This is a genomic window from Actinoplanes sp. NBRC 101535, from assembly GCF_030269225.1.
Taxonomy (GTDB): domain Bacteria; phylum Actinomycetota; class Actinomycetes; order Mycobacteriales; family Micromonosporaceae; genus Actinoplanes; species Actinoplanes rectilineatus.
Genome location: NZ_BSSY01000021.1, coordinates 21,930 through 34,098 on the forward strand (window position 1 = coordinate 21,930; position 12,169 = coordinate 34,098).

A 12,169-nucleotide genomic window follows, 5' to 3' on the forward strand; every position below is an offset into this window, starting at 1 on the left:
CTGGACCATGCCCGTGGTCCTGCATTGGTTCCTGCCCACATCCGGTGACAGTCGTTCCATCGTCGGCGACGACGACCGCAGTGGACGCCGCACGCACACCGCCTCGTCCGCCGCCGCCGTCCGCGAGGCCGACATCGACTACCTGGTGGACGTCGCCCGTGCCGCCGAGCGCAACGGATTCACCGGCGTCCTCACCCCCACCAGCACGTGGTGCGAGGACGCCTGGCTGACCACCGCCGCCATCGCCCGCGAGACGCGGACCCTGCGGTTCCTGGTCGCGTTCCGCCCCGGCTCGCTCTCCCCCACGCTGGCCGCCCAGATGGCCGCGACGTTCCAGCGGATCTCCGGCGGCCGGCTGATGCTCAACATCGTCACCGGCAGCGACGCCACCGAGCAGCGGCGCTTCGGCGACTGGCTGGACCACGACCAGCGCTACGAACGCACCGACGAGTTTCTCAGCGTGCTGCGTGGCGCCTGGTCCGGGCCGTACGACTTCGAGGGCGAGCACTACCGGGTGGCCGGCGCGGTCGCCCCGGGCCGGTTCGCCCCGCCGCCGATCTACTTCGGCGGCTCCTCACTACCCGCCCTCGACGTCGCCGCCCGGCACGTCGACACCTACCTGACCTGGGGCGAGCCACCCGCCGCCGTGGCCGAGAAGATCGCCGCGGTCCGCGAGCGCGCGGCCGCCGCCGGGCGCACCCTACGGTTCGGCATCCGGCTGCACGTCATCACCCGCGACACCGCCGAGCAGGCCTGGTCCGAGGCGAACGCGCTGCTCAGTGCCCTCAGCCCGGAGGAGATCGAGAAGGCCCAGCAGTCCCTGCGCCAGGCCGAGTCGGTCGGCCAGCAGCGGATGCTCGCCCTGCACGGCGGCTCGATCGACAACCTCGAGGTCTCCCCCAACCTCTGGGCCGGTGTCGGCCTGGTCCGCCCCGGCGCCGGCACCGCCCTGGTCGGCAGCCACACCGAGGTCGCCGACCGGATCGCCGAATACCACGAGCTCGGCATCGACGAGTTCATCCTCTCCGGCTACCCGCACCTGGAGGAGGCGTACCACGCCGGCGAGGGCCTGGTGCCCGAGCTGCGACGGCGCGGCCTCCTCGCCCCCACCCCTTCCTCTCCTGGAGAACCCTCATGAAGTCGTCATTCAGCCGTCGCGACATGCTGCGCCTCGCGGCCGGAACGGGCGCCGCCTCCCTGCTGGCCGCCTGCGCCGGGCCCGGCGGCGGGGACTCCGGCACCGCCGCACAACAGGAAGCGGGAGGCGACCTGTCGTTCGCCCACTGGCGGGCCGAGGACAAGGAGGTCTTCGCCCAGATCATCACGGACTTCCAGAAGAAGAACCCGAAGATCACCGTCCAGCAGGACATCTCCCCGTCCAACGACTACCAGAGCACCGCCCTGCAGAAGCTGCGCGGCGGCAGCGTCGGCGACGCGTTCACCGCGTTCCGCGGCGCGCAGTTCCTGGAGATCGCCAAGGCCGGCGTCTGGACCGACCTCACCGGACAGTCCCTGCTCGGCAGGTACGAGCCGGCCCTGATCACCGCGGGCACCGACGGCGGCAAGCAGCTCGGCGTCCCGTACCAGCTGGTCTTCAACACCCCGCTGGTCAACACCGAACTGCTGAGCAAGGCCGGGTACACCGAGGCGCCGAAGGACTGGAACGGGTTCCTCGCCCTGCTGGAGAAGTTCAAGGGCCTCGGCGTCAGCCCGATCGCCTGGCCCGGCGGTGACGCGGCCAACGCCGGTCAGCTGCTCAACGTCATGGTGGTCAACAACGCCCCCACCGACGACGCCCTCGGCAAGATCGAAACCGGCGAGGCCAAGGTCACCGACGACTGGTTCCTCACCGTCCTCAAGCAGTACCAGCAGCTCGCGCCGTACTTCCAGACCGGCTCCACCGGCACCTCCGCCGACGCCGCCCTGGCCCTGTTCGCCCAAGGTAAGGCCGGCCTGCTCGCCACCGGCTCGTTCCAGGTCGCCGGGGTCCGCAAGCTCGGCGCCACCTTCGGCATCGACCTGCTCGCCCCGATCACCACCACCGCCGACAAGGCCAAGTACGAGGGCGTGTTCAACGCGACCTTCATCCTCGGCGTCAACGCCAAGTCCACCAAGCAGGCCGCCGCGCAGGCATGGCTCGAGCACCTGTCCGACCCCGCGGTCGCCGGCGTCTACGCCAACGGCACCGCCCAGCACGTCACGGTCAAGGGCGTCGAGTACACCAACGCCGACCTCAAGGCCCTCGCGCCCTGGCTCACCAAGAAGACCGCCCTCGCCCCGCGCTTCCAGTTCAGCAACCTCGACGTCCGCGGCGCGGTGGAGAACGCGGCGGTGCAGGTCGTCGGCGGCAAGAGCCCGGAAGAGGCCGCCGAGGCCGCACAGAAGGTCGTCGACCAGAAGAAATGATCAAACGAAACCGGCTGGGCCTCTATCTGTTCGCCGCGCCGGCGCTGGCCCTGTACGGCGGGTTCTTCCTGCTGCCCGCCGTACAGGGCCTGCGGTACGCCACCACCGACTGGGACGGGTACAGCCCCACCTTCACCGAGGTGGGCGCCGCCAACCTCACCGACGTGGTGAGCAACGACGACCTGTTCCGCAACGCGCTCACCAACAACCTCAAGTTCCTGCTGGTGGTCGTGGTCGGGCAGACCCTGCTGGCCCTGCTGCTCGCGGTGCTGCTGGCCGCCCGCAGCCGGTCGTCGACACTGCTGCGGGCGCTGTTCTTCCTGCCCACCGTGCTGTCGTCGGTGTCGGTGGCGTTCATCTGGAAGTTCGTCTACGACCCGAACTTCGGCCTGGCCAACACCCTGCTGCAGGCGGTCGGCCTGGGCCGGTTCCAGTCCGCCTACCTCGGCGAGGAGGGCACCGCGATCCTCTGGGTCGCGGTGGCGCAGATCTGGTTCCACGCCGGGCAGATGATGGTCATCTACATCGCCGGCATCAACCAGATCCCGGCGGAACTGTACGAGGCGGCGCGCACCGACGGCGCCGGACGCTGGCAGCAGTTCCGGCACGTCACCTGGCCGATGGTCGCACCGGCCACGGCGCTGGTCATCGCGTACACGACACTGCAGTCGTTCAAGGCCTTCGACCTGATCCTCGGGCTGGCCGGCAATCCGCCCCGGTCCAGCCTCGACGTGCTCGCCACCCGGATCTACACGACGTTCGCGAACTCCCATCTGGGGTACGCCGCCGCCGAGTCGATCGTCTTCATGGTGGTGATCGCGGTCGTCACGATCCTGCAGAACCGAGCCGCGAGGATGGCCCACAGATGACCAGACGCGTTGTACTGGGCATCTACGCCCTGCTGATCGTCGTCCCGCTGGTGGTGATCGTCGGCGGCAGCCTCAAGACCACACCGGAACTGTTCGCCTCGCCGTTCGGGCTGCCCACCGATCCGACATTGGACAACTACACGACCGTGCTGGCCAAGCAGGACCTGCTGCGGGTGCTGGGCAACAGCGTGCTGGTCGTGCTGGTGTCGGTCCCGGCCACCCTGCTGCTCGGCAGCCTGGTCGCCTTCGCGGTGGCCCGGCTGCCCCGGTGGCCGTCCCGGATCCTCTTCGGGATCTTCGCGCTCGGGCTGGCCGTCCCCGCGCAGGCGATCATGATCCCGCAGTACGTGCAGTTCGACCGCCTCGGGCTGCGCAACAGTCTGACCGGGCTGATGCTGGTGGAGATCGTGGTGACGCTGCCGGTGGCGGTGTTCATCCTGGCCGGGTTCATGCGGACGCTACCCGGCGAACTGTTCGAGGCCGCCGAGATCGACGGGGCGGGGTCGTGGGCGTCGTTCGCCAGGATCGCCGTGCCGGTCTCGTACCCCTCGATGGCCGCCACCGCGATCTTCCTGATCGTGATGCACTGGAACGACCTGCTCTATCCGCTGCTCTTCATCGACGACCCGGACAAACGCACCCTGCCCCTGGCATTGCTGGACTTCCAGGGCGAATACCTGACCGAATACCCGCTGCTGTTCACCGGCGTGGTGGTCGCGTCACTGCCGATGATCATCGCGTACGCGTTCCTGCAGCGGCACTTCGTCGCGGGCATCACCGCGGGAGCCGTCAAGGGCTGAGGTGCTCAGCCAACACACAGGTTCCGCGGCGCCGGGCCGGGTAACGCCAACCCATGGCTCTCCAGGAAAAAGGCACCGTCATGGTCTTCGCCCCGGTGCCGCAGCTGACGGTCACCGTCGAACGGCAGTCGGGCGAGGAGGAGTTGCACGTCCACCCCGGCGGGCAGGGCATCTGGCAGGCCCGGATGTGCGCCGGGCTGGGCGCGTCGGTGACCCTCTGCGCCGCGGTCGGCGGCGAGATCGGCGGAGTCATCGAATCCCTGCTCGCCCAGGAACGGCTGGAGGTACACACCGTCCGCCGGTCCAGCGCCAGCGGCTGGTACGTCCACGACCGCCGCACCGGCTCCCGGGACCCGGTGGCCGAACACGCCGGCGCCCCGCTCGGCCGGCACGACCTGGACGAGTTGTACGGCCACGCCCTCGCCGCCGGCCTGCGCTCGCGGGTCAGCATCCTGTCCGGCCCGGCCGCACCGGACGTGGTGGCCCCCGAGGTGTACCGGCGTCTCGCCGCCGACCTGACCGCCCACGGCGGCACCGTGGTGGCCGACCTGTCCGGCGACCACCTGACCGCGGTGCTCGACGGCGGCGTCGCCTTCCTCAAGGTCAGCCACGAGGAACTGCTGGACGCCGGCCGGGCCGCCGACGACAGCGTGGAGACCCTGGTCGCCGCCGCCCACGACCTGCGCAAGGAGGGCGCCACGTCGGTGCTGATCAGCCGGGCCGACCAGCCGGGCATCGCCCTGATCGACGACCGCCCGATGCTGGTCACCCTGCCCAGCCTGCAGGTGGTCGACCACCGCGGTGCCGGGGACTCGATGACCGCGGGCGTCGCGACGGTCCTCTCCCAGGGCGGTGACCTGCGGGAGGCGGTCCGGACCGGGGCGGCGGCGGGCGCGCTGAACGTGACCCGGCACGGTCTGGGCACCGGCCGCCGCGAGGCGATCGAGGAGCTGACCGGCCGGGTCCGGCTGACCCCCATCAGCTAGGGCCTGTGTCGAGGAGGACCTCCCATTGCCTCTCCAGGGCCCGGTTGATGCGGTGGTCGCGGGCGACGGCCTCCTTCACCCAGGCGATGGTGGCGGGCGCCATGGCGAGGAGCTGGTTGTAGTTGAGGGCCGCCGGGTTCATGCCGAACACCAGGCCGGTCTTGAGCAGCGTGCCCGAGGTGGCGATGGTGTGCCCGAGCAGCAGCATGGAGGTGAGTTTGGCGTGCTCCCGTTTCCGCTGCTCCCGGTGGCCGCCGGTGGCGTAGCTGTCGAGCAGCCAGTAGCCGCGGATGATCGCGGACACGATGCCGGGGGTGATGCCCATGGTGAAGAAGTGGCGTAGGTCGTAGCCGTGTGTATACATGTGCCGGGCGACGTCCGTCCACGGCACCCTGACCCCGGACGGGCCCAGCGCGAACGGGGAATCGACCTGCCCCAACTGGAGCAGGGTGAAAAACGGCGGCTGCAGACCGGCCGGGGTGTAGACGTCGGAGAGCAGATGGCGTACCTGGGTGAGGAGGGCGCTGATCAGGCCGACCGGGTCGGCCCCGGGCCAGACCCGCACCGGGTTCCCGACGCTGTCGATGTAGGTGCCGGTGCCGTGCATCAGATCAGCCACGCCGACGAGGAACCCGAGGGCGGGGTCGTGGCCGAAGCTCTGAAGCCGGTGCGTGTCCGGCCGCATCCCGCTGACCAGGCCTCCGGTGGCCGCCGTGGTGGGGGCGTCGTACGAAACCTTGGCCAGCTTCTCGAACTTCTTGAAGAACTGCTTGTGGATCTGCCGGCCACGATCGCGGTCCTGGAGCCACTTGGTGAGCGGCGATCCCTTCTGCTCCTTGCCGAGGAAGGTTCCGTCCCGGGGGACGCGGACGAGAACGATGTCGAGCAGGGTCGCGACCGCCCCGGCGAACAGGACGACTGCCCAGTCGGTCTTGTCCCAGCTCACGTCGCCGTGTTCCGCGGCGTACGCGCGCAGGCCGCCGGTCATCTGGTCGTGCGGGATCACCTGCTGGATCGGGTCCCGGGTCAGATCGACACCCAGCAGATCCAGCCGGGCCTCGGCGAGCCTGGTGAGCTGATCGAAGTCGCCGCCGGCCGGGACGAGGGGCACGGCGTACCGGGGACGGCCCGACGGTTCGGCACTCGGGACTCCCACCGTGGGCGCCGGCACATGGACACCCAACGCCCGGAGGCGGGCACGAACAGCGTCGAGTTCGGACTCGACCGTGTCCAGGCCGTCGCTGACGCGTTGCTCGCGGTCGAGGATGTCGCTGAGGTCGAAGTCCATCCGGTCGAACAGACCCTGCAACTCGGTCAGCGTCACGGACTGGTGGGCCACGACCGTCGCGGCAGCCGCGAGGTGGTCAGCCGACACTGAGCGGTTCCCGCCGCTCGAAGGCTTCCTGGCTGCTCTGCAGACTCATCAGGGCCTGCTGGAAGGCGTCCAGTTCGGCCTTGAGCGTGATGAGCCGTTCCTCGTTGCGGACGGTCCGGTCGAGGCCGGCCTCCAGCCGGTGAGCGAGGCCCGCGATGTCGTCGGTGAGCTCCGCCATCGCCTGCTGGTGGCACATGATGACCTGCTGGATCAGGAACTCGCGCCGGTTCTCCCGCTCCCGCTCGTTGGTGGCCAGTACGTACCGTGCGCCCTGGTGGACCACGACCCCGAGAATCACCACCGTGCCGATCCCGGTGACCATCGCGCTCAGGCCCAGCAGTCCCCCGAACCCCAGTGCCGCCAGACCCGAGGTGATGCCGGCCCCGCCGAGACCGGAGACGCTGCCGGCGAGGCTGACGGCGGCGATCGGGGTTCCGAACGCGGCCACCTTGGCGACGATCTCCTTGGTGGTGGTCTCCATCTGGCTGGTGGTGACCTTGCCGGCGGCGAAGTCCTCCTCGGCGATCACCAGCCGTTCGGTCGCCTGCACGACCTCGCCGGCCGACGCGGGGAACACGAGTCCCGCGACCAGCGTGATCTGTGCCCGCTCGACGTCGGCGGCATGCCGGTCGGCACGCGAAATGCGCACCAGATCGCGGATCAGCATGGTGAACACGGGCTCGCGCCGATCGTCCGCGAGGAGCTCGTGCAATTGCCGGGCCAGCTCTTCCGTGGTGCCGGGCGTCTCCGCACCGCGTTGCGCCGCCGTGATGTCACCGCGCAACGCCGATCGCGCGTCGCCGTCGAGACCGATCGTCGATGCGAAAAGGTACAGATTGGCGATCTCGCGGGGATCGAGAACGGTGTCGACCAACGCCAGGCTCACCAATGTGCGGCAATAGAGCAGCTTCACCTCAGGGCTGAGCGTGGACAGATCGGTGGAGTCCGCGTCCTCGCGGGAGGATCCCGCCGACAGGCCGGCCGTGACGTCCTCGACCTTCGCTTTCACCTGCTCGGCAGAACGCTTCACCATGTCCTGCGCGTCACCGGCCGCATCGGCCACCCGCTGCCCGACGTCACCGGCCACATCGGCGACCCGCTGCCCGACATCGCCGGCGGTGTCAGCGACCAACTGCCCGACGGCGCCGGCGCTGTCGGCAACCCGCCGCCCAGCCGCATCGGCGACCGCCTTCAGCCGTCCCAACCCGAGTCCCCGAGGGTTCATCGACATCCCTTTCCCCGTTCTTCGGCGAAAGATTATCGGGAGACATCGGGGGAACGGCGTCCTCCGAACGGCTTCGCGACCGGCGCCATTCGCCTTTCTTCACGTCGGTAATGCGATACACATGCGAGACGCGACACGCACCCCGGGTCGGGGGCAGGATTCACGCGTTGTTCCGCTGAACCGGCTTCCACCGCCGCCGATCGGTGACTAATCTCGGCGGGCTCCACCATCCATGATCACCGGAGACCGTCATCAAAGATGTGACCACCCGTGCACTGACCTGGGTGCTTCCTGCGATCACCGCCGCCGGGCTCGGTATGTGGCGGCTGACCGGAGCGTCGCTCTGGGCCGACGAACTGGCCACCTGGGGCGCCGTGCGCCTGTCCTGGGATCAGCTGCGCCAGCTGACCGGGTCGGTGGATGTCATCCTGCTGCCCTACTACGGGGTGCTTCACGCGTACACGAAAATCGCCGGAACCGGCACGACTGCCTTGCGCCTCCCGTCGGTGATCGCGGTGACCCTGACCGCCCTGGCTGTGGTGGCACTGGGCCGGCGCGCCGGTGGTGATCGTGCCGGGCTGGCCGCCGGGATGCTGTTCGCGCTGCTCCCGGTGGTGTCCCGCTATGCGCAGGAGGCCCGCCCCTACGCCCTGGTGATCCTGTTCGCCGCGCTGGCGCTCCTCGCCCTGGTACGGCTGCTGGAAGGCCCGACCGTGACGAGAACGGCGCTCTACACGGCGGCGGTGGCCGGTGCCGGGCTGGCCCATCCGCTGGGCGGGATGCTGATGGTGGCGGGGCACGCGGTGGCCGTGCCGCTGGTGCTGCGGCCGTGGAAGGTGCGCACAGCGCTGCTGTGCATGCTGGGCGCCGGGATCGGCAGTGTGCCGGCGCTGCTGCTGGCGGCGCGCGGGATGGCACAGAGCGCGCAGATCTCGTGGATCACCCTGGTCGACTGGAACAGCGTGCAGGGTCTGCCGCAGAACATGTTCGTGTCGGCGGCGTGCGGCGGGATCCTGCTCGCCCTGGCGGTTCTCGGCGTCGGGCGGACCACCGCCGCCCTGGCCGCGGCGGCGTTCGTGCCCCCGGTCCTGCTGCTGGTGGTGGGCGTCCTGACGCCGATCTTCGTGCCCCGGTACGCCCTGGTGGCGCTGCCCGCGCTCGCCGCCCTGGCCGGAGCCGCCGCGGTCCGGGCCGGACGGCCGCAGGCGGTGGCGGTGCTCGCGCTGACCGCGGTGCTGGCCTACCCGGTGCACACCGAACTGCGCGAGTCCGACGGGCACGGGCAGGACTCGGCCCGGATCGCCGCGGTGATCGGCCCCCGCTGGCAGCCCGGTGACGTGGTGGTCTTCCCCGACCGGCGCTACAGCATCCCGTGGGCGATGCGCGACATCTACGAGCGGTACCTGCCCGCGCCCCGGCCGCCGGACGTGCTGCGGGTCCGGGGCCAGCGGGAGGACGGCACGCTGCTCGCCGAGGAGTGCCCGGAGGCGTCCTGCCTGGGCACCCCGAACCGGATCTGGGTGGTCGGTGTGAGTCCCGCGGCGGATCTGCTGACCGACATGACCCCGGCGAAGCGGAAGCGGATCGAGGCCGGGTACCGGGTCGAGCAGCGCTGGGGTTTCAAGCTGCTGGCCATCGCGCTACTGGAGAGGCGCCCGTGATTTTGACGTTTTGTTAACGCCTCGCGGACCGCCCGCCGCCCGGGACCGATGTCAGGATCGGAAAACGAGCGGCGGGAATCGACCGGCCGGATCCATCCTGCCGGGAGGCCACCCCATGACCGTCACCATGCGCGACTGGCTGCTCGAAACCGGCTCCACCGAGGAGAAACCCGACAAGGGGCATCCGTGGTGGAAGGTGATGTGCCTGACCGGCGTCGACTACTTCTCCACCCTGGGCTACCAGCCCGGCATCGCGGCGCTGGCCGCCGGTGTCCTCTCCCCGCTCGCCACCTTCGTCCTGGTGCTGGTCACCCTGCTCGGCGCGCTTCCGGTGTACCGGCGGGTGGCCGCGGACAGCCCGCACGGCGAGGGCTCGATCGCGATGCTGGTCCGGCTGCTCTCCTTCTGGAAGGGCAAACTGTTCGTCCTCGTGCTGCTCGGGTTCGCGGCCACCGACTTCATCATCACCATCACCCTGTCGGCGGCCGACGCCACGGCGCACATCGACGAGAACCCGTTCTGGCCGGAGTCGCTGCACGGCTACGAGGTCCTGATCACGCTACTGCTGATCGCCCTGCTCGGGGCGGTCTTCCTCAAGGGATTCACCGAGGCGATCGGGATCGCGGTCGGCCTGGTCGCCGTCTACCTCGGACTGAACGTGGTGGTGGTCGGCACCGCGCTGTGGCAGGTCGTCACCCACCCGCACGCGGTCACCGACTGGACGACCACGCTGACCACCTCACACGGCAGCCCGCTCGCCATGGTCGGCATCGCCCTGCTGGTCTTCCCCAAACTGGCGCTGGGCCTGTCCGGCTTCGAGACCGGCGTCGCCGTCATGCCGCACATCAAGGGCGACCTGCAGGCCCGGATCCGTGGCGGCAAACGCCTGCTGACCACGGCCGCGGTCATCATGAGCGTCTTCCTGATCACCAGCAGCATCGCCACCACCGTGCTGATCCCGGCCGAGCAGTTCCAGCCCGGCGGCGAGGCGAACGGGCGGGCCCTGGCCTTCCTGGCACACCGATACCTCGGTGACGTGTTCGGCAGCATCTACGACCTGTCCACCATCGCGATCCTCTGGTTCGCCGGCGCCTCCGCCATGGCCGGGCTGCTCAACCTGGTGCCCCGCTACCTGCCCAAGTTCGGCATGGCCCCGGACTGGGCGCGGGCCGTCCGCCCGCTGGTGCTGGTCTTCACCCTCACCGCGTTCGTGATCACCTGGATCTTCGACGCCGACGTGGACGCGCAGGGCGGCGCGTACGCCACCGGCGTCCTCGTGCTGATCACCTCGGCGGCCACGGCCGTGACGCTCTCCGCGCACCGCCGCGGGCAGCGGGCCCGGACCGGGGCGTTCGGGGTGATCACCGTGGTCTTCGCGTACACCACCGTCGCCAACGTGGTGGAACGCCCGGACGGCGTGAAGATCGCCGCCTGCTTCATCGCCGGCATCCTCATCGTCTCGCTGCTGTCCCGGATCTTCCGCTCCTTCGAGCTGCGGGTCACCACCATCGACGCCGACGAGACCGCCGCCGGTTTCCTGCGCGACCTGGGCGACCGGCAGATCCGGCTGATCGCCAACGAACCGGACCGCCGCGACGCCCGCGAGTACTCCGAGAAGATCACCCAGATCATCACCGACAACGACATGGCCGACCAGCGCGACATCATCTTCGTCGAGGTGACCGTGCGCGACGCGTCCGACTTCGAGACCGAGCTGCACCTGCACGGCGAGGTGCTGCACGACCGGTACCGGGTGCTCAGCGTGGAGGGGTCGTCGGTGCCGAGCGCGCTGGCCGCTCTGCTGCTCTGGATCCGCGACACCACCCACCGGCGGCCGCACGTCTACTTCGAGTGGACCGAGGGCAAGCCGGTCGCCAACTTCGTCCGGTACCTGATCTTCGGCCAGGGTGAGGTGGCGCCGGTGACCCGCGAGATGATCCGCCGGGCCGAACCGGAACGCGACCGGCGCCCCCACGTCCACGTCGGCTGAGCTCAGCCCCGCAGCAGCTTCACCATGCCGGTGGCCGGGTGCCCGGTCAGGTCGGCGACGTGGGTGGTCACCCCGGCCAGTTCGCCGGCGGCGATGGCGGTGTAGGTGGAGACCCAGGCGTCCAGCTGCCACCTCGGTGCGTTGTAGGAGGCCCTCGAGGCGTACGCCTCAGCGACCGTCTCGTCGTGATACTTGACGCCGAGCAGGTCGGCGATGTCGTCGAAACTCACCGCCTCCGGGCCGGTCAGCTCGTAGGTGCGCCCGGCGTGCGCGCCCGGGTCGCGCAGCACCGCCACCGCGGCGTCGGCGATGTCGTCCTGGGCCACCGCGGCCACCTCCCCGTCACCGGCCGGCCCGCGGATCACCCCGTCCTCGCCCACCAGTCCCGGGAGGAAGTCGGCGTAGAGGTTGTCGCGGAGGAATGTCGCTTCCATTCCTACGTTGCGGATGTGTTCCTCGGTGGCGTAGTGGTCGCGGGCCAGAGTGAACGTGGCCTCCGGCGAGGCGCCGTAGAACGAGATGTAGACGAGGTGCCTCACCCCGGCCTCGGCTGCCGCGTCCACGAACGTCCGGTGCTGCGCCACCCGGTCCGGGGTCTCCGAGGCCGACACCATCAGCACCGTCCCGACACCGTCCAGCGCCTGCCGCACCGCGTCACCGTCACCGAAGGCCGCGACCCTCGCCTCCGCACCGGCCAGCTGCGGCGCCCGCGCCGCGTCCCGCACCAGCAACCTCTGGGGTACGCCCAGCGCAGCCAGTCGCGTGGCAACCCGCCCGCCCAGCCGTCCCGTACTCCCGGTCACCGCGATCGTCTGCTCACTCATGACTCAATCCTGCCCCTCCCCGGGCGTGCGGGA

At 70.2% G+C, this 12,169-nt stretch carries 10 protein-coding genes; 7 read left to right on the top strand and 3 right to left on the bottom strand.

Going from position 1 to position 12,169, the window contains the following annotated elements; genetic code table 11:
• The first annotated feature begins 7 nt into the window (after positions 1 to 7).
• The 5 genes from QSK32_RS38200 to QSK32_RS38220 are packed head-to-tail and all read left to right on the top strand — an operon-like array spanning position 8 to position 5,061.
• A complete protein-coding gene (locus QSK32_RS38200) occupies positions 8 to 1,138 on the top strand; it encodes an LLM class flavin-dependent oxidoreductase (RefSeq protein ID WP_285474677.1) in 1,131 nt (376 codons plus the stop codon).
• Positions 1,135 to 2,406: an ABC transporter substrate-binding protein gene (locus tag QSK32_RS38205; RefSeq protein ID WP_285474678.1), complete on the top strand. Its 1,272-nt coding sequence runs from the start codon at positions 1,135 to 1,137 to the stop codon at positions 2,404 to 2,406. Before QSK32_RS38200 ends, QSK32_RS38205 begins: the two co-directional genes overlap by 4 nt.
• Complete coding sequence (locus QSK32_RS38210; protein ID WP_045739524.1) at positions 2,403 to 3,275, top strand: carbohydrate ABC transporter permease; 873 nt, start codon at positions 2,403 to 2,405, stop codon at positions 3,273 to 3,275. The genes QSK32_RS38205 and QSK32_RS38210 overlap by 4 nt, the downstream gene beginning before the upstream one ends.
• Positions 3,272 to 4,075: a carbohydrate ABC transporter permease gene (locus QSK32_RS38215; protein ID WP_045739523.1), complete on the top strand. Its 804-nt coding sequence runs from the start codon at positions 3,272 to 3,274 to the stop codon at positions 4,073 to 4,075. The genes QSK32_RS38210 and QSK32_RS38215 overlap by 4 nt, the downstream gene beginning before the upstream one ends.
• Positions 4,076 to 4,128: 53 nt before the next feature.
• Positions 4,129 to 5,061: a 1-phosphofructokinase family hexose kinase gene (locus QSK32_RS38220; RefSeq protein ID WP_285474679.1), complete on the top strand. Its 933-nt coding sequence runs from the start codon at positions 4,129 to 4,131 to the stop codon at positions 5,059 to 5,061.
• On the opposite strand, the gene QSK32_RS38225 is transcribed toward QSK32_RS38220, so the two are convergent.
• Both QSK32_RS38225 and QSK32_RS38230 read right to left on the bottom strand, forming a co-directional pair.
• Positions 5,054 to 6,436 (bottom strand): hypothetical protein, encoded by a 1,383-nt coding sequence (locus tag QSK32_RS38225; RefSeq protein ID WP_285474680.1) that lies wholly within the window; start codon positions 6,434 to 6,436, stop codon positions 5,054 to 5,056. The two genes, QSK32_RS38220 and QSK32_RS38225, sit on opposite strands and share 8 nt — an antisense overlap.
• The gene (locus QSK32_RS38230; protein ID WP_285474681.1) at positions 6,426 to 7,661 is read right to left on the bottom strand and encodes a tellurite resistance TerB family protein; all 1,236 of its coding nucleotides are present in this window, start codon (positions 7,659 to 7,661) and stop codon (positions 6,426 to 6,428) included. The genes QSK32_RS38225 and QSK32_RS38230 overlap by 11 nt, the downstream gene beginning before the upstream one ends.
• A 260-nt stretch (positions 7,662 to 7,921) precedes the next feature.
• On the opposite strand from QSK32_RS38230, the gene QSK32_RS38235 reads away from it, so the two are divergent.
• Positions 7,922 to 9,322 carry a glycosyltransferase family 39 protein gene (locus QSK32_RS38235; protein WP_285474682.1) on the top strand — a complete coding sequence of 467 codons (1,401 nt, stop codon included), beginning with the start codon at positions 7,922 to 7,924 and terminating at the stop codon, positions 9,320 to 9,322.
• 115 nt (positions 9,323 to 9,437) lie between these two features.
• Positions 9,438 to 11,312: an APC family permease gene (locus tag QSK32_RS38240; protein ID WP_285474683.1), complete on the top strand. Its 1,875-nt coding sequence runs from the start codon at positions 9,438 to 9,440 to the stop codon at positions 11,310 to 11,312.
• A gap of 2 nt (positions 11,313 to 11,314) precedes the next feature.
• Here the strand turns inward: QSK32_RS38240 and QSK32_RS38245 are convergent, their stop codons facing one another.
• Positions 11,315 to 12,136: an SDR family oxidoreductase gene (locus QSK32_RS38245; protein ID WP_285474684.1), complete on the bottom strand. Its 822-nt coding sequence runs from the start codon at positions 12,134 to 12,136 to the stop codon at positions 11,315 to 11,317.
• Positions 12,137 to 12,169 lie beyond the last annotated feature (33 nt).

Coding starts and splice junctions, on each gene's coding strand:
- QSK32_RS38200 (WP_285474677.1), top strand. CDS start 8: ATGCCCGTGGTCCTGCATTGGTTCCTGCCCACATCCGGTGACAGTCGT.
- QSK32_RS38205 (WP_285474678.1), top strand. CDS start 1,135: ATGAAGTCGTCATTCAGCCGTCGCGACATGCTGCGCCTCGCGGCCGGA.
- QSK32_RS38210 (WP_045739524.1), top strand. CDS start 2,403: ATGATCAAACGAAACCGGCTGGGCCTCTATCTGTTCGCCGCGCCGGCG.
- QSK32_RS38215 (WP_045739523.1), top strand. CDS start 3,272: ATGACCAGACGCGTTGTACTGGGCATCTACGCCCTGCTGATCGTCGTC.
- QSK32_RS38220 (WP_285474679.1), top strand. CDS start 4,129: ATGGCTCTCCAGGAAAAAGGCACCGTCATGGTCTTCGCCCCGGTGCCG.
- QSK32_RS38230 (WP_285474681.1), bottom strand. CDS start 7,661: ATGAACCCTCGGGGACTCGGGTTGGGACGGCTGAAGGCGGTCGCCGAT.
- QSK32_RS38240 (WP_285474683.1), top strand. CDS start 9,438: ATGACCGTCACCATGCGCGACTGGCTGCTCGAAACCGGCTCCACCGAG.
- QSK32_RS38245 (WP_285474684.1), bottom strand. CDS start 12,136: ATGAGTGAGCAGACGATCGCGGTGACCGGGAGTACGGGACGGCTGGGC.